Here is a 20,341-nt window from a genome sequence, read left to right on the forward strand (position 1 = left end):
ATGGAGTAAAGGGGGTTATTTTGGACGGACCTTGTAAACGGAATCCATACGCAGACTATCAGCTGGTACGGCCTTTTTTGCATCAGTTTTAGCCGGCATACCGACTTTAACACCTCCCGTCTCTGCAGGGGGAGCTGCATTGGGTTCTCCCGTAGGATATCCCATCTTCGCCATTTCTTTACGGGTCTTTTTATCGAAAAGATATTGAGGTTTCTTCTCACTGCGCAAGCCTTCCTCGAAACGGTATTCAGCGCCCCCTCTCGGAGCGGGGTCATAACCACGATCATCCCCACGGGTGATTCTGCAGCTGCTCAGGGTCAAAATGCCTGCCAGCATAAAATAACCTGATATTAGGCTGGCAGGCTGTTTAAATTCTTTCCAGGTGAAGTTTAACATATGCCTGGGTTTACTGTCCGGTTTAATAACGTCATTATCAAGCAATTATTATACCGCTCGTCTATTAGCCATGAATTGCTGATAAAGGGACAAAAAACGGGCTGGTCATAGCCAGCCCGATAAAACACTAAAAAACTATCCCTGACTATAACTTCTCAGCCTTATAGCCGGCTTTTTGTACTGCCTGGATAATTTCTTCTGCAGCGACCTTGTCTGCGGATATTGTCAGTACCTTATCCGGTGCAGCTGTATCCACTTTCCACGCATTTTCACCTGCTACTTCGTTCAGGTACGGTGTTACTGTAGCAATACATCCACTGCACTTAATATTTGTCTTAAATTGTTGCGTTTCCATACTTATGTGTTATTAAATTTTTGACCATTTTAATCTTAGACTGTTACTCACCACAGACACAGAGCTCAATGCCATAGCAGCTCCGGCTATCATAGGATTCAGCAGGAATCCGTTCACCGGGAATAACACGCCTGCTGCCAGCGGAATACCAATCACGTTGTAAATAAACGCCCAGAAGAGATTCTGCCTTATCGTGAAGACTGTTTTGCGTGACAGGCGCAGCGCCTTGGGTATAGTATTCAGATCCGAGGTGATCAGCGTCATTTTAGCAACATCCATCGCTATATCTGATCCTTTTCCCATAGCTATGCTGACATCAGCCTGAGCCAGCGCATGACTGTCATTTATGCCATCTCCTACCATGGCTACTACCCTACCATCCCGTTGCAGCTCCTGAACAAATGCAGCCTTCTCTGAGGGCAATACGCCTGCTTTGTAGTGACGGACACCTACCTGTCTGGCTACAGCCTCCGCTGTATGTTCGTTGTCGCCAGTCAGCATGTACACGGCTATTCCGCTATTCTGCAAAGACCTGATCGCTGAAGCCGATGTTGGTTTGATCTCGTCTTCAATTGCGATAATTCCCAGCAATTGGCCATTGGCGGCAAATGATATAACAGTTCTGGCAACGGCCTCCCATTTGCTGATCATACGCAGTACAGCATCTTCAGCCCGTATACCATTATCAGTCATCAATGTGGTATTGCCTGCCAGGTACAATGTTTTATTATAAACAGCCTGTATTCCCTTACCCGTAATACTTTCTATCTTTTCCAGCTTCCCAACCGCAAGTGGTGTGATGCCTTTTTGCTGCAATTCCTTTACAATCGCTGCTGCCAGCGGATGCTCGGATTGCATTTCCATCGTCAGCAGTATTCGTTGCAGTTCATTCAGGTCTTTATCTCCAGGCAGGAAATAGCTGTCAGTCACAACAGGCTTTCCTTCTGTAATAGTGCCTGTTTTATCAAGGATGATGGCATTTACTTTATGTGCCAGCTCCAGGCTTTCAGCATCCCTGATCAGGATGTTGTTCTCCGCTCCTTTTCCAACTCCCACCATGATAGCGGTCGGTGTAGCCAATCCAAGGGCACAGGGACAGGCAATCACCAGTACGGTTACTGCGGATAACAACCCATGTGTAAAGGCGTTCTCTCCTCCTGCCAGCATCCACACTGCAAAAGTGAGCAAGGAAATACCTATTACTACAGGAACAAATATGCCTGCAATTCTATCAACCAGTTGCTGTACAGGCGCCTTACTACCCTGCGCTTCTTTTACCATGCGGATGATCTGGGCCAATACAGTATCTCCTCCTACTTTCTCTGCGCGGGAATGGAAACTGCCTTTCTGGTTGATTGTACCTGCAAATACAGGTGCTCCCGTTTCTTTCAGCGCCGGCACCGGCTCTCCGGTGATCATACTTTCATCTACCCAGGAAGAACCACTCTCTACGCGTCCATCCACAGGAATACGCGCGCCCGGTTTTATTACAATAATATCTCCCACCTGCACCTCACTAAGAGGTACTTCTTTTGTATGTATACCATCTGATGCTACCACGATAGCAGTAGCAGGCTGCAAGCCCATTAATTTTTTCAGTGCAGCCGATGTATTTGATTTTGCTTTTTCCTCCAGCAGCCGGCCCAATGAGATGAAAGCCACTACTACAGCAGCTGCCTCAAAATATACATGCGCATGCAATCCGCGCGCATGCCAGTACCCGGGAAATAAAGTATTAAATACGCTGAATATCCATGCAATACCGGTACTTAACGCGACAAGCGTATCCATATTGGCTTTGCGATGTGTTGCCTGTTTCCAGGCATTGATAAAGAATTGTCTTCCGAAGTAAAAAATAACAGGCGTAGATAGTGCCATCATGATCCAGTTGGCGTAAGGCATATCCATGAGGAACATACCGACCACAACGACAGGTGCCGATAGTAACAGCGAAGCAATTGTTCGTTTTTTCAATGCCCTGTAATGATCCAGCTGTGCCTGTTCCTGTACCTGTTCGCGGTTGTGCTCATCTATTACAAGATCATAACCAATGCTACGGATCACATTTCGCAATGCTACTGGCGTAACACTGTCCCGGTTGTATGCTACACGGGCTGTCTGATCAGCATAATTAACGGACGCCTCTTCCACACCTGGCGTAGATTGCAGCATGGTGGCCACGCTGACGGCACAGGATGCACAGGTCATCTCTAATACGGGAAAGGTTTCTTTTATTATATGTCCGGTTGTTGTAGCCATGTCCAATCTTTTCACAAAGCTACTACCGTCATCAAAAAAGGTTGTTATACAATGATGGGGAATATGTATAAAATTATGGCAGGTACTCTACCCTCATACTTTGTCAAGCGGCTTCCGGTTATTCTCTTTTAATTGCCTGTAACCTGTTGGCGTAAGTCCTGTAACCTTTTTAAACTGCTGCGACAAGTGCTGTACACTGCTATAGCCAAGACTGTCAGCTATTTCACTGAGGTTCATCTCATCATACTGCAGCAGCTCCTTCACGCGTTCAATGCGTTGCAGGATCACATATTTTTCAATGGTAAGGCCTTCCGTAGAAGAAAACAGGGTGGAAAGATAATGATAATCAACCTGTAAAGCTTCCTGTAAATAAACAGACAACTTTGTATTGAGTGTTTCATTTTCGTTGCCATGGATCAGGCGGATGACAGTGGTCTTCAGTTTCTCCACCAATGTAGTTTTCTTATCATCCAGCAGTTCGAAACCCAGGGTATGTAATTGTTTTCCAAGGGCCTCCAGCTTTTCAGGAGCAGGCGCTTTCACCAATTCGACATCTCCCAGGTCTATTTTTGAGTAAGGGATATCCAGTTTCTCCAGCTCTTGCTGCACCACGAGGATGCAGCGGTTACAAACCATATTTTTTATAAACAGATGCATTGATCGGAAATTGAAGAGGCAAAGTTACGTGATAAAATGAACTTATTTATATTTCCCATATCTTCGGGAAAGGGACTATATCCGATATCATATTTTAATCTCTCTACCTTTGAACAAGATAGCATTATTGCTGCTCCTGTTATCATACTTTGGAGCAAACGCGCAGCATCCGTTATCCCAGGGACGCCGTTCCAGTTTCTACGAGTACCTTTATGAACTCAGTAACGAGGAAACATTACAGATCTACAAAGATGGCGCACGCAAGATCAATACTACTTTCCTGCATACATTAAGGGATTCCTTTCCTCATGATAAAGGAGTGCCAGATCATCTCCCGCCAGGCAATTACCTGAGAGTATTTGCAGAAAATGATCAGCTGCAGACTGTATTCATGTATATACCTAATATATATGCGAAGATCAGTGGCAACAATCACGATCTCTTTGTAATTCTACATGACGCAAAAGGTAATCTCATAAAAGACGCAGAAGTGAAGTTACGGGAAAGAACACTTCACTACGAAACCGAAGCTGGTTCCTGGTGGCTTGACAAATATAGCAATGCCGATCTGTTAAAAGTATATTATAAAGGCATGCTGAACTGCATACCTTTACAACAAAGCTATAATTACCGCAGAAAACACAAGCTGCAGCAATTTGCAAGGAAATTAAACTTTGTAAACGCGATACGTATTGCCCGCTACCGGAAACATAACAGCGGCCGGAACCCGTATGAAAACCGGTACACCGGCTATATCGTCTTCAGCAAACCTATCTATAAACCGGGCGACACGCTAAGGTTTAAAGCATATATCACTGATAAAAAAGGCAAACCGGTGAACCGGCCGCTATTGGTAAGATTATCCGATAGATATTTTGATGTCGATACCATTCTTACAACGCTTAGCCCTTATACACCTGGTGGATATAACTATGAAGCGGTACTAGCAACGGGATTGGATATCGATCTGGATGAGAGATACGATATAAGCATGGAAACACCGGACAGCCGTAAATATGACCTTAACAATTATGATGGCGACCTTGATGATGAGGAATATGCAGCCAAACGAAAAGTATTGATAAGGGGTCAATTCAAATTTGAAGAATACGAATTAAATGCCTTACATTTTACTGCCAGGACGGATAAACAGTCATATACAAACCGGGAAAACACGACAATATATCTGCAGGCAAAGGATGAAAATGACCTGCCTGTTATGGACGGACATATTCAACTGTTCGTTACAAAGCCAATAGTAATAAAATACCATGCCACAGACATGTTCATTCCTGATACGCTATGGAGCTATACAGGCCCCATGGATGCATTAGGAGAAACAAAAATCATAGTACCAGACAGTGTATTTCCAAGGGCCGACCTGCACTATCAGGTAGACTGTATCTTTACAAACAGTAATAATGAGCGGCAGACCGAAACACTAAGCCTGGAATACCACTGTAATAGAGGCAGCATTTCCTTCAATTTGCAGGGAGATAGCCTGTATATCACTCCTGACAAAGAATTTAGAACGGATAATAAAGTTTACATCTATGGTGTAAATAATAACGATACAATTGAGACTTATCTCAGCAGATTACCAGTCGCCATCAAGGTTAATCCATTCGTGTCAGCCTACCGGGCAGAAAGTGAAAATGCGGAAGGTTCCTACACATTAAAGAATAGCTATGATCTTCTTGACACTGAGGTATCCTGGCGTCATGATACCGCTGTGGTAAATGTGAAGAATCCACACAAGTTATCTTTTTGGTATACTATTCTTGACGATGGAAAGACTGCACAACACGGATACAACAACACATTAACCTGGGCAGCATCTACACGGGATAAAAAGCAATGTGAATTGCATCTCAGTTATATCTGGGGAAACCAGCTTAACAGTATCCCTATCTATCTTATTACGCCCAAGGGTAACCTTAACGTATCTGTCGACGAACCGGGGATTATCTATCCGGGACAACGCACAAAGATCACTGTAAGTGTAAAAGACAAGTACCAGAAGCCAGTTGCAAATGCAGACGTAACCGCCTATGCATATACAAGCAAGTTTAGCGACGAGGCCAGTCCCTGGGTTCCGTCATTTGCAGCACCATACAGAACAGGGCCTGACTACCACGAGCTGAAGCACCTGCAACTACGAAATGCAACACGGGCGTTACCATTTGAATGGCAGCAATACGGCAAGAGAATGGGACTTGACAGCATGCTATACTTCCTGTTCACGCATCCATCTCCTGTATTCCTGCATACTGAGCCTGCCTGGGATTGGACAACACAGATAGCCGCATTTGTATTCGCACGTGGAAGTATACAGCCGGTACATATTTTATATGTGGATGGATTACCCGTCTATTGCAGTATAGCAGATCCTATGCAGCATTACAGTATCAGCGTACCGGCCGGCAGGCATACAATAAGTATGCGTACACAATACCAAAGGATCACGCTGGACACAACCATAGCAGCCGGTGTAAAAACTTTCATCAGCATTGACAGCGCCATTCATCAGGATAATGTAATTGTCGAAAAGATGCCGATGAAACTTACTCCCCTGGAAATCGCGAATCTGGACAAATACATGATCCGGCTGCAGAATAACTTTGGCAGCTACCCAACTTATATCAAACAAGAGGGGCATATATTCCGTTTGAATAATATTGTCAGCAACAACAAGAACTCTGGCTGGCAATATATTGTGGGACCGTTAACCGGCGCCAATGCATCTCTGGTATTGAAAGATAATTTTACGCAAAACTTTACACCTGAACCAGGCTATGTTTTCGAGATCAGTAAAGGACTCATCAAACAAAAACAGACAGGGCTCATTCACTATTACGATCTTCACTCCTACAATACGGATACCAGTCTGTCAGCACAGGCCTTAACTGAGACAATCATTGATAGCCTCCTAAAGCTCAGACAAGATGATAACCTCAGAAATGAAGACATTGTCCGTCCCTTCCAGGAGAAAGAGTCCCATAAAAGCCGTCTTATGGTCCGCTTCGTAACCCCGGACCTGAACCCTGCGACAGATGTACTACGCTTTTTGTTCTTCAGATACGATGATCCTTCTTTTACAAGATCATTCAAAGGACACACAACAGAATTTCAATCCCTGGATACCGGCTATTACAGGCTATTGGTACTGCTGACAGGAAGCCGGCATTTTATAAAAGACAGTGTTCTGTTAAAGGATAATCATCTTCATTATTATGTGTTGGATACCTTGAACATTCTACCTAATGACAGTCTGATTAATAACCTGGAGAAAAGAATGCGGCAATTGGTCGACCCATGGTTTACAATCCAGGTCGCACCTGCTTACGAAAGAGAAATAGGTGAAAGCTTTAATAAAACAGCTATAAACAGGGCTCACCTCACCAGGGTTATTGGTGGAATAGTAGTGGATTCAAAGGGCGAGCCTCTTCCCGGAGCACCTATTGTGCTAAGAGGTACCCAATCTGGTACCGTGACAAATGAACACGGCAAATTCTCTCTCCCCGTTACAACCAAAGGTACATTGCGCATAATGTATGTAGGATACGAGACGGTAGAACAAGTGTTAAACCAAGATGATTTTTATAAAATCACTATGACCGAAAACACCGCGAAGTTAGAGGAAGTGGTTGTAACCGCAATCGGTATCAAAAGGGCGAAAAAGGCCCTGGGATATACAGTGAGTGTCATCACTGCAGATCAACTCGAAGCTACAGGCAACGCCAACATTGCCTCGGCACTGGCTGGCAAGGCCGCCGGTGTAAAAATAACCGGCGGAAATTTTGCACTTTCTGACACGCCAATCACGGACAGTATCAACATCCCGACAACAGCTGCCACCGAAGAAATGGATCAACAGCTGCCATCTACTCCCGCCAACAGCCTCCGGACAAACTTCCGGGATGATGCCTTCTGGCAACCGAGGCTTAGAACGGATGCAAATGGCAAAGCATCTTTCGATGTTACCTTTCCGGATGATATTACCAACTGGAAAACCTATGCCATTGCCATGACAGATAAACGGCAATCCGGCATACGGCAAACATTTATACGTTCCTTCAAGTCTCTCAGCGGGAACCTGGGAATACCAGCCTTCACTATAGAGGGGGACTCTGTAAGTGTTATCACCAAGGCCCTGAACTATACGCAGGACAACATTACGGCAACACATACTTTCAGTATGAATGACAGCGTATACAAAACCCGCACCAACAGCTTTAAAACCGCTTTCATTGATACTGTATCAGTACTTATACCGGAAGCAACTGAAACAGATAGCATCAGCTTTAAATACGAAGTTAATAAGGAGGGATACCTTGACGGGGAACAACGTAAAATTCCTGTTGAGAAAAGAGGCTCATCTGAAACAAGCGGCATGTTTGCCGCCCTTTACGATGATACAACTTTTGTATATACACCTCCCCGGAATGAACCTGTGCTGGTACGTGCAGAATCAGCCTTACTTCCTGTGTTAATGGACGAGATCACACACCTGCAGCAATATAAGTATCTCTGCAGCGAGCAATTGGCTTCTAAACTAAAAGCCTATTTGCTGGAAAAGAAAGTGTGTACATATCTGAAAAAGGATTTTAAGAAAGAAAAGGACATCAACAATATTCTCAAGCGGCTCAATGACAAGAAAATAAACGGCCTCTGGGGATGGTGGGAAAATTCCCCGGTATCACTATGGATCTCACGTCATGTAATAGAAGCGCTCCTGATGGCGGAGGAACAGGGATATAAAACAAATTTCAACAAACAGGTCGCCATTGACTATTTCGTCTATGAATTAAACAGCGGCAAGGAAAGAGACAGCATAGGCTGCATGCAGTTATTGGCCAACCTTGGTGCAAAGATCAACTACCGCGCATATACTGATCATTTCATAGACCAGTCAGGCAAAAACGGTTATGACACTATCAGACTGGCCGTTTTACAAAGGTCTACCGGTCAGCCGCTGTACTTCACTCCTATTCTATCCCGTGAAAAGAATACCACATTTGGCAATGCTTACTGGGGAACAGAAAGCTATGATCTCTTTGACAACAGCATACAGCAAACATTGCAGGTGTACAAACTGTTACGCCAGGCAGGAGGTTATGAGAGATTACTCCAAAAGATACGGGGCTATTTCCTGGAACAACGTAAAGACGGACACTGGCGGAATACATATGAATCGTCGCTCATCCTCGAAACGATCCTCCCTGATATACTGGAAGATGAATCAAAGGCGCCGGTTTCGCTGAGCATAAACGGGACATCCGTCACCCAGTTCCCCTTTACAGATACACTGACACAGGCAGGAAAGATTAGCCTCAGCAAACAGGGAAAACGGCCAGTATACTTCACTGCCTATCAGCAGTACTTCAACAGGCAGCCGGAAAAGATCTCCGGGCTGTTTACTGTATCGTCCGTTTTCAGCGCGAACGATGCTGTACAGCAGGATTTAAAAGCAGGTGTTCCCGTAACTTTAAAAGTAGAGGTAACGGCGCAAAAAAATGCTGACTATGTACTGGTTGAAATACCTATTCCTGCAGGCTGCTCTTATAATAGTAAATCGCAATCATGGGCCAGCCGTGAAGTGCACAGGGAACATTTCAAGGATAGGGTGAGCATTTTCTGCAGCCAGCTGGAGGCAGGTAAACACACTTTTTATGTTTCCTTATTGCCCCGCTATTCCGGACGTTACTATCTGAATCCTGCCAGGGCAGAAATGCAATATTTCCCCATATTTATGGGAAGGGAGGCTTTGAAAAAAGTTAATATTCGCTAATTTTAACGATCATGAAACACTATTCATACTTCTTATTAGCGCTAGCCCTTGCCGGTTGCGTGGAAAACAAACAACAGGAACAACAGGCCGACAGCACGGTTCAGACAGTGGAGAAAAACAATGAACCGGCGCCGGCGCCGGCCACACCGGCAACATCGGAGGCCGCACCAGAAAATATCATCAGGGAAAGGGCGCAGGGCACTGTCACGCTTCTGGATTCCGTTAATGGCCATCCTATGGTACAGGTCAATGACAACGTGCAACTGGAAGCGGGCATCCCCAGGAAAGGCTGGGCATCGACACTGGTTACTACAGAACTCAGTGATGCGCAGACAGAAGGTCAGTTGTTGAAAAAGGGCTCACCTATTATTGCTAATGGGAAAACAGTAGGAAAAGTACTGGAAGATGTGGTGATCGAGATGACATTCAAAAATGATAAGGGCGTTAATACGGGCGTATTTCATGCTGCTGTACAACAAAGCAAGCTAAAAACAGGTACTGTGATTGAAACGGTCCTCGCTAATTATCTAAAAGAACATACCAGCAGAACATTGTCCGATATGCAGTCCTTTATCAAACAGTTCCAACTGGAGCCGCTCGATAACAACAAGCCTTATATAGAATATTACAACTACGAAAGCGCTGCGGATGATCCGTCTCCCGGCTACCGTACGGTATTGGTATTCCACCAGGATAAACTGATCGGCGTAGTAGATTCCAGAACATTACAATTGGCCGGGGCTAAACACTACCAGCTTGACAGGGATTATCACGGTTATTTCTTTGCAGATACAGATGAGAAGCTCAGGAAAGAGTATATCACTAAATTTAACCAGTTTGTGAATGCAGCAGACTAATTCCCCATCTTCGCTATTTGTTCCTCCATTAATCGTATTACGAGCGCGGATTCTTCCTGCATAGATTCAATCAGAAAACCGAATTCGGGTTCGCGTTTCACCGTCAGCGTATCCAACTGGTCGGCTATACGGGCCAGCTTGGCCAGGCCAATGATCTGTGAGGTACCCCTTATCTTATGCCCGATACGGTTGATCTTACGGATATCTACAGCAGCTGCAGCTGATTGAAGTTCAACGACGGACAACTTCAGTTCCTCTATGGTCAGTTTTAATAATTGATTCAGTACTGATCTATCCTCTCCCACCAGGTAGGCTTCCAGTATACCCATATCAAAATGCGTATCTTTTGCTTCCTGTTCAGTAGTAAGGGTACCAGGACCGTCTTCAATAACGACTGTCAGCCATTTACGGAATAAGTGTAACAGTTTTTGCTGCACCAGCGGTTTGCCTATGAAGTCATTCATACCAGCTTCTATGCACTTTTCCCTTTCACCTTTCAGGTTGCCTGCCGTCAATGCAATAATGGGTATACGCTGACCACCGGTCATTTCGCGGATCTTTCTGGTGGCCTCATATCCGTTCATTACCGGCATCTGCACATCCATCAGTATCAGGTCGGGAATCTTTCCGCGGCAGATCCGAACAGCCTCAATACCATCCTGGGCCTCATAGATGCGGGCATCATGCGCGATCCTTTTTACGACAGTAGTGGCCAGCAGCATGTTCACCGGATTGTCTTCGACAATGAGAATATTCAGCCTGCCACCGATCCATTGTTCTTCTTTTTCCTGTTTATGACGCTTTGCTCTCTTTTCTTTTCTGATCAGCATGGAAAGGCTGTTGTACAGCTCATTGATCTTGATCGGCTTCACCATCCGCAAGCCGATATCCAGCTGATCGCAGACCTTAATGATCCTTTCATCATCAGCAGAGCTATGCAGGAGGATCACTCCCTGCTCTCCCGGTAACCTCCCGAAATGATGCCTGATCTTTTTCACCGTCTCCAGTCCATCCATATAAGGCATATGGTAATCCATAAGAATAACATCATAACGATCGCCCCTGGCCAGGGTGTCCAGTGCTTCAAATCCGCTACGGGCTTCCGTACAGGCAATGTCTTTCAGCGACAGCATTTCCTTAAGGATCGTGCGGTTATTATCATTGTCATCCACGATCAGCACCTGCCGGATCTTTTCAAGGCTTTCCCATTTATCCGCGGGAGCTTCAGCAGTAGCCAGGTCTATGTCAAAATAGAAGGTACTGCCTTCGTTTATATTGCTCTTTATCTGCAAATGACTACCCATCAGGGCCAGCAGTTTATTGGAGATGGTAAGCCCCAGGCCTGTGCCGCCGTATCTCTTTGTAGTGGAAGCGTCTTCCTGGCGGAAGGCCTCAAAGATCTTGTATTGTTTTTCCGGTTTGATACCAATGCCCGTGTCTCTTACTTCAAACCTGATCCTGGCCTTTCCGTCCTCCTTCATTCCGAGAGGGGTCACTTTTAATTCGATCTCACCATTGCTGGTAAATTTCACGGCATTTCCCAGGAGGTTGATCAGGATCTGCTTCAGGCGTACTTCGTCGAACCAGGCAAAGCGGGGCAGGTTGGTAGCAACATTAAGCAGCATTTCCAGTCCCTTGTGTTGAGCCTGATAACTTATAATATCACTCACCTGACTGCTGAACTCATAAAGGTCATATTTGTCAATATCGAGTTCCAGCTTGCCGGATTCTATCTTGGAGAAGTCAAGGATGTCATTGATGATGCTTAAGAGTGCGTTCGCCGACTGGTTAACGATAGAGAGGTATTGATGCTGAGTCTCGTTGAGATCTGTTTTCAGTACCAGTTCAGTAAAACCTATCACCCCGTTCAAAGGGGTACGGATCTCGTGGCTCATATTGGCCAGGAATTCCGACTTGGCCAGACTGGCCTGCTCTGCCTGTTGCTTCGCTGCCGCCAGACTGACTTTCTGGGAGATCAGCTCCCGTTCTGTTTCTTTGGCTACGGAGATATCCTGGAAGGTACCGTATAGCCTTTTACATTTGCCGTTCTCAAATTCAGCGTTACCGATGGCTCTCACCCATCGTTCCTTTCCCATAGCAGTAACAATCTGCAATTCGAGGTCCCAGGGCTGTCCTGTTTCAATGATCTCTTTAAGAGCGGCAGTGATCTTTCTGCGGCTCTCCCCTTCTTTATAAAATCCTACTGCGGCTGATAAGGTAGGGTTAAAGTCAGGCGGCACTTCATGGATTTCTTTTGTAATGTCAGACCAGAACATCTCCTTATTGACAAGGTCAGCCTCCCAGCCGCCTATACGTGACAACTGACTTGTGCGTTCCAGTATTTCCCTGGTACGCTTCAGATCTTTTTCCAGTTCGAAGAAAGCGCGAAAGTCACGTTCGCTGTTCTGCAGTGCTTCCTGGCGGTTATGATCGATGATTTCTGCGGTAACTTCGCCGGCAATGATTTGCATCAGCTTTTGCTGCCGGGCGTCAAGATGCCTGGGTGCTTTATCTAATAGCGATAAAGTACCGAGCAGTTCTCCTGAAGAGGATACCAGATCGTAGGTAATGTGGAAAGCAGCCTCCCTGGCAGTAATAGGAACGCCCGATGCAACGACAACGGATTGCTGTTGATCATCGATGATAGAGATCGTTGCCACCTGTACATTGCAAATAAGAGAGGCTAATTCAGTCTGTCTATTCAGTTTCTCCTGTAGTATTGCATTCAAACACTAAAGCTTTTCACTGTGGATGAATTATATGCTATTCACTTCTTTCCTGTTCTGGTGTAAAAGCCTGTTAATGTGGTGTTATGAAGATACGTAAATTTCCGTCTATGTGAGTAAACGAAGAAAGATCCCACTTTCGTGGCAGCTCTTCCGCTGATACGTTGATGACGTATTGAAGGGGCTGTTTAATACATTCCGGCGGCTGATTAATATATCAGCCAGCAGGGATAAATAAAATACGGGACGAAGGATATGTGATGATACACCCTTCGTCCCGCACAAGGTTATATTATGAGTTTTTATGCTTTCTCTACAAATTCTTTCAGCAAAGTACCTATCAGTTCTGTCCAACCCATTGCAAAATTTTCTTTCGCGAAGCTTGGGATGGCAGGGAAAGTTTCAAGTCCCGCATGCGTCAGCTTTACACGTGTTTTATCGCCTTCCGGAAACAGTTCGAACGTTACAAATGAATTCCCCTCGTAGCCATCATAGCGCCAGCTATAAGTAAGTTTATGGTCTGGGTCCACTTCGGTAACCTTACAAAGGTGCAGGAACTGTTGTCCCTCCGGATCGCCACCTGTAAACTGAAATTCGGCTCCCACCTCTGCCTTAAATGCAGGGATATCGAAATACCATTGTTTCATCTGGTCCTTATTGGTAATGGCGTCCCAGACCTTTTTCACCGGCGCATTATAAGTTCTTTCGATTACAAATGGTTCGCTTTTCATAATCCAAATGATTTTGAATGTTAAAGGGAATAGGCTATTATATAACCGATCGGTTACAAATATAAAGGAAACCTTTTGGTTACAGAAATTATTTTATGCTTTCGGGTGTTTACGCAATATTGGTACCAGGCATGCCTGCCGGGAACAGGGTACGGGTCTATAGCTCTTTGATCATCTTAAAATGCGGGATACCTACCTCTGTGAACTGGTCGCCCACGGTAGTGTAACCATTTTTCAGGTAGAAATTGACCGCTTCCAGGCGGGCATTCAGCTCGATACGGGAAAATCCCCTCTCCCGGGCCACCTCCTCACTAAACTGCACCATTTGGGTACCGGCATTGATCCCCCTGGCGGTTTCGGCAACGGCCACCTGCCGCATCTTGATATATCCCTGGCCGGGTGTCAGGATAAGGGTCCCGATCAGTTCCTGGTCACGAAACAGACCAATATGAATATCGTTCACTTCCCTGCTCAGGTCTTCATTCAGCAGGTCCATGCCGAGGGGCTTGCGAAGTATCTCATTTCTCAGTTGGATTTCCTGGTCATAGTCGGGTCCGGGACAGGCGATTATTCGTGCGACGAGCTTTTCTGTGTACATATTTTGTATTTATATCAGATCTCCGCAAAATTAAATCTATCAGCGGAAGAAACAGGAATTTGTCATCAATATGCGCAGTAGCGCATATATAACAAAGCAGGACTATCATCCAAATTAATATTATTTCATATTACAAGTAAACTGACAAACATCTTTTATTCAGTATTTCACATACTGCCATCCGGAGCTCATGTTCCGAACCAGCCGTAACATTGACCAGAGAATAGGGATGCGCTCCGAGGAGCACATCCCATCGCCATTGTAACTGGCTGCTTGTTGATACTAACCCATTGTCATACCACCATGCTGTATACAGCTTATCTTTTTCCTGTTGCAGCAGTGCGGTATATATGGTATGTCCCCCTACGAGTTTCTCCTCCACTTTGTAAAACTCATATCCGCTGCCTTTCCAGCAGATCATGGGATTATGATCTGTATAGTAGCTGGCCGGAATATGTTTGATATATACCAGCAATGTATCGTTCTTTAAGCTGATAATATTGCCTGGTAGTGATTGTACTACATACCCCGGCATGGCTGGTACATGTGATAAGACCTGATGCCCTACTTCTCTTGGCTTATTGACGATGAATACTATCAGCAGGACCGCGGGCAACAACATATTGAGCAGGAATAGCTTTACAGCCGAACGAAGCACATAACGCTTTCTGTGTACCTGTAACGGTTTACCATACTTACGCACCATCCACTGTGTCAGGAGCAACAGCGGTACAATCACATAAAGTATCAGGCACATGATACCGGTTACATCATGCATTACCGTACCAGGCATAATATTGAGCCATACAAGGAATATGATACGTAAAAGATTGGACGCTACGTTCAGCAGTATCACCCCGGCCAACAGTGACAATACCCACCATATGTCCAGTACTTTTTTATATTGTTGTTGATAAAAACCCATGAGGATCATTCCACACAAGGATGCTGTCACCATCATCTGTAAGCCCATACAGGCAGGATCTACAGAGAATTCATTACCATTACAGGTGATCATATTTCCCTGTACGCTTACCTCCTGCCCTGTTATACGGATGGCGCTTCCGGCCCAACCAGTCAACGCCAGGCGTATAGGGAAACTGAATATATTCACGGCATATTCAAACAAGGGAGTCATCATCACCAATACTAATACCGGCAGAAAATTCATACGCCCGTAAAAGGTTTCAATCATGAACAGGCAGCCACACAAACAGGAGATACACAAGAATGTTTTGGCCGGCACCAGCAGATATAACAGCAGGAACACCAGTGCTATAAAAAAGTAACGCGTACTTCCCCGCTCGCTGGTATTGAATGATGCGGTGAAAAACAATGCTGCTATGCCCAGGATGGCTCCTGTAGCATCCCATACCAGGTAACCATGCAGGCCTACGAATAAAACAATTCCATAACAAGCAATCGCTATCAGCGGCCAACATCTGCCAGCACGTAATACACCTGCTATCAGTGAAAAGATCCCCTTGTTCATATTTTAGCGGTACGTTTGAATAACACAGGCCTGAATTTCAAATACACGATCAATAACAGTCCGATCACAATCAAAGCCCATTCATGTGGTTCGGGTACGGCGCCCTTACCTGCCAGGGAGGCATTTCCAAGGCTATTGTTACTATCCCTGATATTAAAACGTTCGTAGTCTTCATTCTTTTCCAGTACCACCAGACTGGATAATGGCGTTACGATATAAGATTCCGACGCTTCTGCTACCAGTGTATCACTCTCATCCCCACCAGTCAACAGGCGTGGCCCCATCGCATGCATGATATGATTATAGGCGAACAGGCGCTGCAGATGATCAGGGGCTGTAGAAACTTCCGTACCGGGGGTTTCATTGATTGTCATACCTGCAGATTCGACCACGATGCGCTGGTCTGTTTCCATACTGGCCGGGAAACGGTGGTCATCCAGCAATCCTTTCAGGGCTGTGATATCTCCCTGATCATAGCGAAAAGTCCGGCATTCCTTTAGTGTACGCAGATAAGGTGAGAGCTCCCCTCCCAGGTTGTACAACATAATATGCTGGCCACCCGCAAGCCATTCTTTTAATGCATCCATGAAGCGGGCATTTTCCAGATCGTCAACTGAGGGAGAATTGACAACTCCTTTGGTAATGACAATTGCGTTAGCTGGTTGAGCTACCTCAAAAAACGGGAACAGGCTGAATCTGCTTTCAGCAGCCTGTTCAAACAAGTCGGATCTGTTCTGATCTGTTACCTGCTCCATCATCTCGTCAACATATACCCAGACGCGTTTGTATTTCAGTAATGAGAGCACACTGTTATATTCCTGTTTACTCCAGGCGCTATTGATATCCAGGTAAACATCTGAGACATCGGCGGCAGCCATCTCTTTTCTATATGGGGCTACTGAAAACACTTTACCATTGGCGCTGAAAAGTTGATGCGCCAGTCCTTCGTCTTTAAAAGAGACCTGCCAGTCAGCCCTGTAAGGACCAGAAGCCGTCAGGCGACCGTCCTTCCCTTTACTGAAGATCCCTGATCGCTGAAGATCAGCAGGCGGCGTTTCAAATGAGATATCTACATCTTCACCGGTGCTACCTGTAGAGGGACCATCAAAATAAATATTGCGGTATATCAGCGCGCCATGTTCCAGGGATAGTGGCGCTGTAATGCCCAGTTTGAACTGACGTTCTTCGTTATTCATCACGGGAAATACTCTTACGGTCACTGTATTCCCTTCCTGCCAGTGTACAACTGAAGGATCACGGTTTTCCACTCCTACAATGGTTTTATATGCACTGTCTGCTTTTGCTTTCGTAGTGAGGATACCCTTTTCTTCCCTGCCATTAATCCAGAGAGACAATGATGACACAACAGCGCCTTCAGGGAGATGAAAGATGTAAATAGCCTCCTGACGATTTGTCCATTTTGTGATAAGGCTGTTCTTTACACTCACTGTTTTTTCAGTATACGCCATTCTTAAACGCGGCCAGATACGGGCTGAAGTCTGCACATGCGTTGTCTGCAGGTCATCTCCGGACCATAGGCGCTCCTCTGCTTCGTAGCGGGAATCGTACAAGTATTTCAGGATATGGATACGTTCCTCACCAGTCATCCCGCTGGTACCACCCAGTGTTGATGCGATCATGACAAGCGGATCATGCTTCCGTGCCTCGTTCCAGTTAAGTGAAGAACCGAAATTGAAAAAGCTCCTATCCCATCCGTCCACTGTAGTGTACACCATTTCTGCCTTGAGGACTTTCTCCGTAACGGGATTGGGCGTGATATGCGCGGCAACGTGCAACCAGGCGGGCAAATAAGTGCCCCGGACCTGATTGTTCCAACGACTATATTCCTTGTTCATCTGCACTACATTCATCCTCCAGAGTATTGTATATACCAGTACGATCAGTACCGTTATACCAATACCTGACCAGAAGGCCAGTTTATATGGACGTCTTTTGGCATAGCTGCGACGGAATAAGCGGATCGTATATAAAAAGAACAGGAGGGGAACCAGCACATGCAGGGATATCCCAAAGAAAAAGAAAAGCAGCAGTCCAAACCCCGTAAAGGGTAAAATGTAAATAGTCATGTACAGAAAACAACAGAGAGACAATCCTAACAGGAAGAACATGACCATACGCACAGGCACGGGCACAACACGGATGAAGGCAAAAGCAATATAGTTAACAGAACAAAGGATGATCGTTACAGCGAACCAGGGCGCCGAGACCTCAAAGACAGGGATATTGCGGTTTAAGGCATATGCACCGACCAGGAACATCAACAGGAAAAGAAAAAAAGGATGTAGCCCTTCCCTGCCTCGCCTTAGACGGCCGCTGAACCACAGCGTCAGAAAGTAGCCTGCTGTAATGGCATGGTTCAGAAAGAACCAGGTTAACCTATCTTCAACTGACAGCAGTTCAGGAATGAGGAATATGATCAGTGTAACAGCGAGGAGAATTAATCCTGTGCGATAGATCATATCATTAAGACGCTTTCTTATAATTTTCAAAGGTATAGCTTGTTTATTCATAAAATAAAGCACTTTGTACTACAAAGAATATAAGGATAAAAAAACAGGCTGTAGCCCGTTTAGCGATTTAACATATACTTTGAAACACAAAGTAAGTAAAAGAAAATGATTCGCACAAATTCCATTTCAAAAAAAAGTACTATCTTCTGACATCGCGACATACCTACCCGGGTATAATATTTGGTCTTGCACCTATAACACTTTAAACGACAACACGATGAAAGCAATTTGGCAGAATGAGGTCATTGCGGAAAGCGATAATACTGTGGTAGTCGAGAACAATCATTACTTTCCTCCATCATCAGTGAAAACGACCCTGCTGAGTCCCTCTAAGACACATACTTTCTGCCCCTGGAAAGGAGAAGCTTCTTACTATGATGTCAACATTCACGGCAAGATAAACAGAGATGCCGCCTGGTATTATCCTGATCCAAAACAGGCGGCAGAGAATATCAAAGGCTATATTGCCTTCTGGAAAGGAGTAGAAGTAGTAAAATAGAAAACCTGTAAACGCTCAGCTATGAGAAAATTTGATGCAATTGTCATTGGCTCCGGCCAGGGTGGTGTTCCGTTGGCAAAAAAGCTGGCCAAAGCCGGCTGGCAAACTGCCATCGTAGAGAAAAGATGGATTGGAGGAACCTGTATCAATGATGGCTGTACTCCCACCAAATCAATGATCGCCTGTGGGGCTGCAGCCCATATCATTGCCAACAGCCAGGAATGGGGCATTACCGTCAGCGACTACAAAGTAGATCTGGAGAAGATCGTTGCCAGGAAAAATCAGGTAGTGCAATCCTTCCGGGAGGGCGCTACTAAAGGCATGGAAAAGACGCAGGGACTGTCAATTATTTACGGTGAAGCAGTGTTCAGCGGTAATAAGACATTGTCAGTGAAAATCAAAGACGGACAGGAAGAGATCGCTGCTGATCATATATTCATCAATACAGGTACCTTACCCAGCATCCCTCCTATTCCCGGTCTTGATACCGTCAACTATCTTACCAATACGACCATCATGGAATTAACCAAGCTGCCTACACATCTTATAGTGCTGGGCAGTGGTTATGTAGGGCTGGAATTTGGCCAGTTGTTCCGCAGACTGGGCTGTCAGGTAACTATCATTGACAAAAACAAACAATTGCTGCAACATGAAGATGAGGATGTTGCCGTAGCTGTAAAGAAGGTCATGGAAACTTCAGGGGTTACTATGTATAGCAGCGCCAATATTCAGAAGTTAGAACAGACCGGCGACGTGATAAGATTACAACTTACGGCCAATGGGGAAACGCATGCCCTTACCGGCTCTCACCTGCTGGTGGCAACAGGTCGTACTCCCCAGTCAAAGTCACTACAGCCGGAAAAAACAGGACTTGTCCTCGATGAAAAAGGATACATAGCTGTAAATGATAAACTTGAAACGAATGTTCCGGGGATCTATGCGCTGGGGGATGTAAAAGGAGGTCCTGCGTTCACACATATTTCCTACAATGATCATCTGGTGCTTTACAAGAACCTTATCCATATGGAAAACATTTCCATCAAGGACAGGCCTATTCCCTATTGTATGTTCACCGACCCTCAGCTGGGACGTGTAGGGCTTACAGAAAAAGAGGCAAAAGAGGCTGGTTACAAGATAAAGGTGGCCTGTCTTGATATGACCAGAGTAGCGAGAGCAATTGAAACAGGCAATACACAGGGATTTATGAAAGCTGTTATAGATTCAAATACGGATAAATTACTGGGAGTTGCTATCTTGGGGCCGGAAGGCGGAGAAGTGATGTCGGCGTTACAGATGGCCATGCTGGGAGGGCTGACTGTCACACAGTTAAAAGAAATGATCTTTGCGCATCCATTATATGCAGAATCAATCAACAATTTATTTATGACACTGGATAAATAGCCAGTTCCGCAACAAATTGCGGATTAAAATCCTCAATGAATCCCAACC

At 45.3% G+C, this 20,341-nt stretch carries 13 protein-coding genes; 4 read left to right on the forward strand and 9 right to left on the reverse strand.

The features are described 5' to 3' along the window. Positions 1 to 15: 15 nt before the first annotated feature. The 4 genes from F3I09_RS18825 to F3I09_RS18840 form a co-directional block, all read right to left on the reverse strand. Positions 16 to 396, reverse strand: a complete 381-nt coding sequence (locus F3I09_RS18825) for a hypothetical protein (RefSeq protein ID WP_149696584.1) — start codon at positions 394 to 396, stop codon at positions 16 to 18. A 145-nt stretch (positions 397 to 541) separates the two neighbouring features. Then, complete coding sequence (locus F3I09_RS18830; protein ID WP_149696585.1) at positions 542 to 751, reverse strand: heavy-metal-associated domain-containing protein; 210 nt, start codon at positions 749 to 751, stop codon at positions 542 to 544. A gap of 12 nt (positions 752 to 763) precedes the next feature. Further along, positions 764 to 3,010 carry a heavy metal translocating P-type ATPase gene (locus F3I09_RS18835; RefSeq protein WP_149696586.1) on the reverse strand — a complete coding sequence of 749 codons (2,247 nt, stop codon included), beginning with the start codon at positions 3,008 to 3,010 and terminating at the stop codon, positions 764 to 766. A gap of 93 nt (positions 3,011 to 3,103) precedes the next feature. Then, positions 3,104 to 3,667 carry an AraC family transcriptional regulator gene (locus F3I09_RS18840; RefSeq protein WP_149696587.1) on the reverse strand — a complete coding sequence of 188 codons (564 nt, stop codon included), beginning with the start codon at positions 3,665 to 3,667 and terminating at the stop codon, positions 3,104 to 3,106. A 109-nt stretch (positions 3,668 to 3,776) separates the two neighbouring features. On the opposite strand from F3I09_RS18840, the gene F3I09_RS18845 reads away from it, so the two are divergent. Then, positions 3,777 to 9,458 carry an alpha-2-macroglobulin family protein gene (locus tag F3I09_RS18845; protein WP_149696588.1) on the forward strand — a complete coding sequence of 1,894 codons (5,682 nt, stop codon included), beginning with the start codon at positions 3,777 to 3,779 and terminating at the stop codon, positions 9,456 to 9,458. Positions 9,459 to 9,469: 11 nt separating this feature from the next. Continuing rightward, positions 9,470 to 10,315, forward strand: a complete 846-nt coding sequence (locus F3I09_RS18850) for a hypothetical protein (RefSeq protein WP_149696589.1) — start codon at positions 9,470 to 9,472, stop codon at positions 10,313 to 10,315. Here F3I09_RS18850 and F3I09_RS18855 read toward each other — a convergent pair. From F3I09_RS18855 to F3I09_RS18875, 5 genes are all read right to left on the reverse strand, one after another. After that, positions 10,312 to 13,044: a response regulator gene (locus F3I09_RS18855; protein ID WP_149696590.1), complete on the reverse strand. Its 2,733-nt coding sequence runs from the start codon at positions 13,042 to 13,044 to the stop codon at positions 10,312 to 10,314. The two genes, F3I09_RS18850 and F3I09_RS18855, sit on opposite strands and share 4 nt — an antisense overlap. A 299-nt stretch (positions 13,045 to 13,343) precedes the next feature. Further along, on the reverse strand, positions 13,344 to 13,772 hold the full coding sequence (locus tag F3I09_RS18860; RefSeq protein ID WP_149696591.1) for an SRPBCC domain-containing protein: 429 nt from the start codon (positions 13,770 to 13,772) through the stop codon (positions 13,344 to 13,346). 157 nt (positions 13,773 to 13,929) lie between these two features. Next, a complete protein-coding gene (locus F3I09_RS18865) occupies positions 13,930 to 14,370 on the reverse strand; it encodes a GNAT family N-acetyltransferase (protein WP_149696592.1) in 441 nt (146 codons plus the stop codon). A gap of 130 nt (positions 14,371 to 14,500) precedes the next feature. After that, positions 14,501 to 15,862, reverse strand: coding sequence for an exosortase N (gene xrtN / locus F3I09_RS18870; RefSeq protein WP_149696593.1), 1,362 nt, complete (start codon positions 15,860 to 15,862; stop codon positions 14,501 to 14,503). Continuing rightward, positions 15,859 to 18,372: an XrtN system VIT domain-containing protein gene (locus F3I09_RS18875; RefSeq protein WP_188133866.1), complete on the reverse strand. Its 2,514-nt coding sequence runs from the start codon at positions 18,370 to 18,372 to the stop codon at positions 15,859 to 15,861. Before F3I09_RS18875 ends, xrtN begins: the two co-directional genes overlap by 4 nt. Before the next feature lie 238 nt (positions 18,373 to 18,610). Between F3I09_RS18875 and F3I09_RS18880 the strand changes: the two genes are divergently transcribed. Both F3I09_RS18880 and F3I09_RS18885 read left to right on the forward strand, forming a co-directional pair. After that, entirely contained in the window at positions 18,611 to 18,892 is a 282-nt protein-coding gene (locus F3I09_RS18880; protein WP_149696595.1) for a DUF427 domain-containing protein, read from the forward strand. A 21-nt stretch (positions 18,893 to 18,913) separates the two neighbouring features. Continuing rightward, positions 18,914 to 20,293, forward strand: coding sequence for a mercuric reductase (locus F3I09_RS18885; protein WP_149696596.1), 1,380 nt, complete (start codon positions 18,914 to 18,916; stop codon positions 20,291 to 20,293). Positions 20,294 to 20,341: the final 48 nt, after the last annotated feature.

The sequence above is a fragment of the Chitinophaga sp. CF418 genome, assembly GCF_900142925.1.
In the GTDB taxonomy this organism is placed as follows: Bacteria; Bacteroidota; Bacteroidia; order Chitinophagales; family Chitinophagaceae; genus Chitinophaga.

Excerpts from the sequence above, each read along its gene's own strand:
- F3I09_RS18865 (WP_149696592.1), bottom strand. The coding sequence starts at position 14,370 with ATGTACACAGAAAAGCTCGTCGCACGAATAATCGCCTGTCCCGGACCC.
- F3I09_RS18885 (WP_149696596.1), top strand. The coding sequence starts at position 18,914 with ATGAGAAAATTTGATGCAATTGTCATTGGCTCCGGCCAGGGTGGTGTT.
- F3I09_RS18880 (WP_149696595.1), top strand. The coding sequence starts at position 18,611 with ATGAAAGCAATTTGGCAGAATGAGGTCATTGCGGAAAGCGATAATACT.
- F3I09_RS18840 (WP_149696587.1), bottom strand. The coding sequence starts at position 3,667 with ATGCATCTGTTTATAAAAAATATGGTTTGTAACCGCTGCATCCTCGTG.
- F3I09_RS18835 (WP_149696586.1), bottom strand. The coding sequence starts at position 3,010 with ATGGCTACAACAACCGGACATATAATAAAAGAAACCTTTCCCGTATTA.
- F3I09_RS18830 (WP_149696585.1), bottom strand. The coding sequence starts at position 751 with ATGGAAACGCAACAATTTAAGACAAATATTAAGTGCAGTGGATGTATT.
- F3I09_RS18850 (WP_149696589.1), top strand. The coding sequence starts at position 9,470 with ATGAAACACTATTCATACTTCTTATTAGCGCTAGCCCTTGCCGGTTGC.
- F3I09_RS18825 (WP_149696584.1), bottom strand. The coding sequence starts at position 396 with ATGTTAAACTTCACCTGGAAAGAATTTAAACAGCCTGCCAGCCTAATA.
- F3I09_RS18860 (WP_149696591.1), bottom strand. The coding sequence starts at position 13,772 with ATGAAAAGCGAACCATTTGTAATCGAAAGAACTTATAATGCGCCGGTG.
- xrtN (WP_149696593.1), bottom strand. The coding sequence starts at position 15,862 with ATGAACAAGGGGATCTTTTCACTGATAGCAGGTGTATTACGTGCTGGC.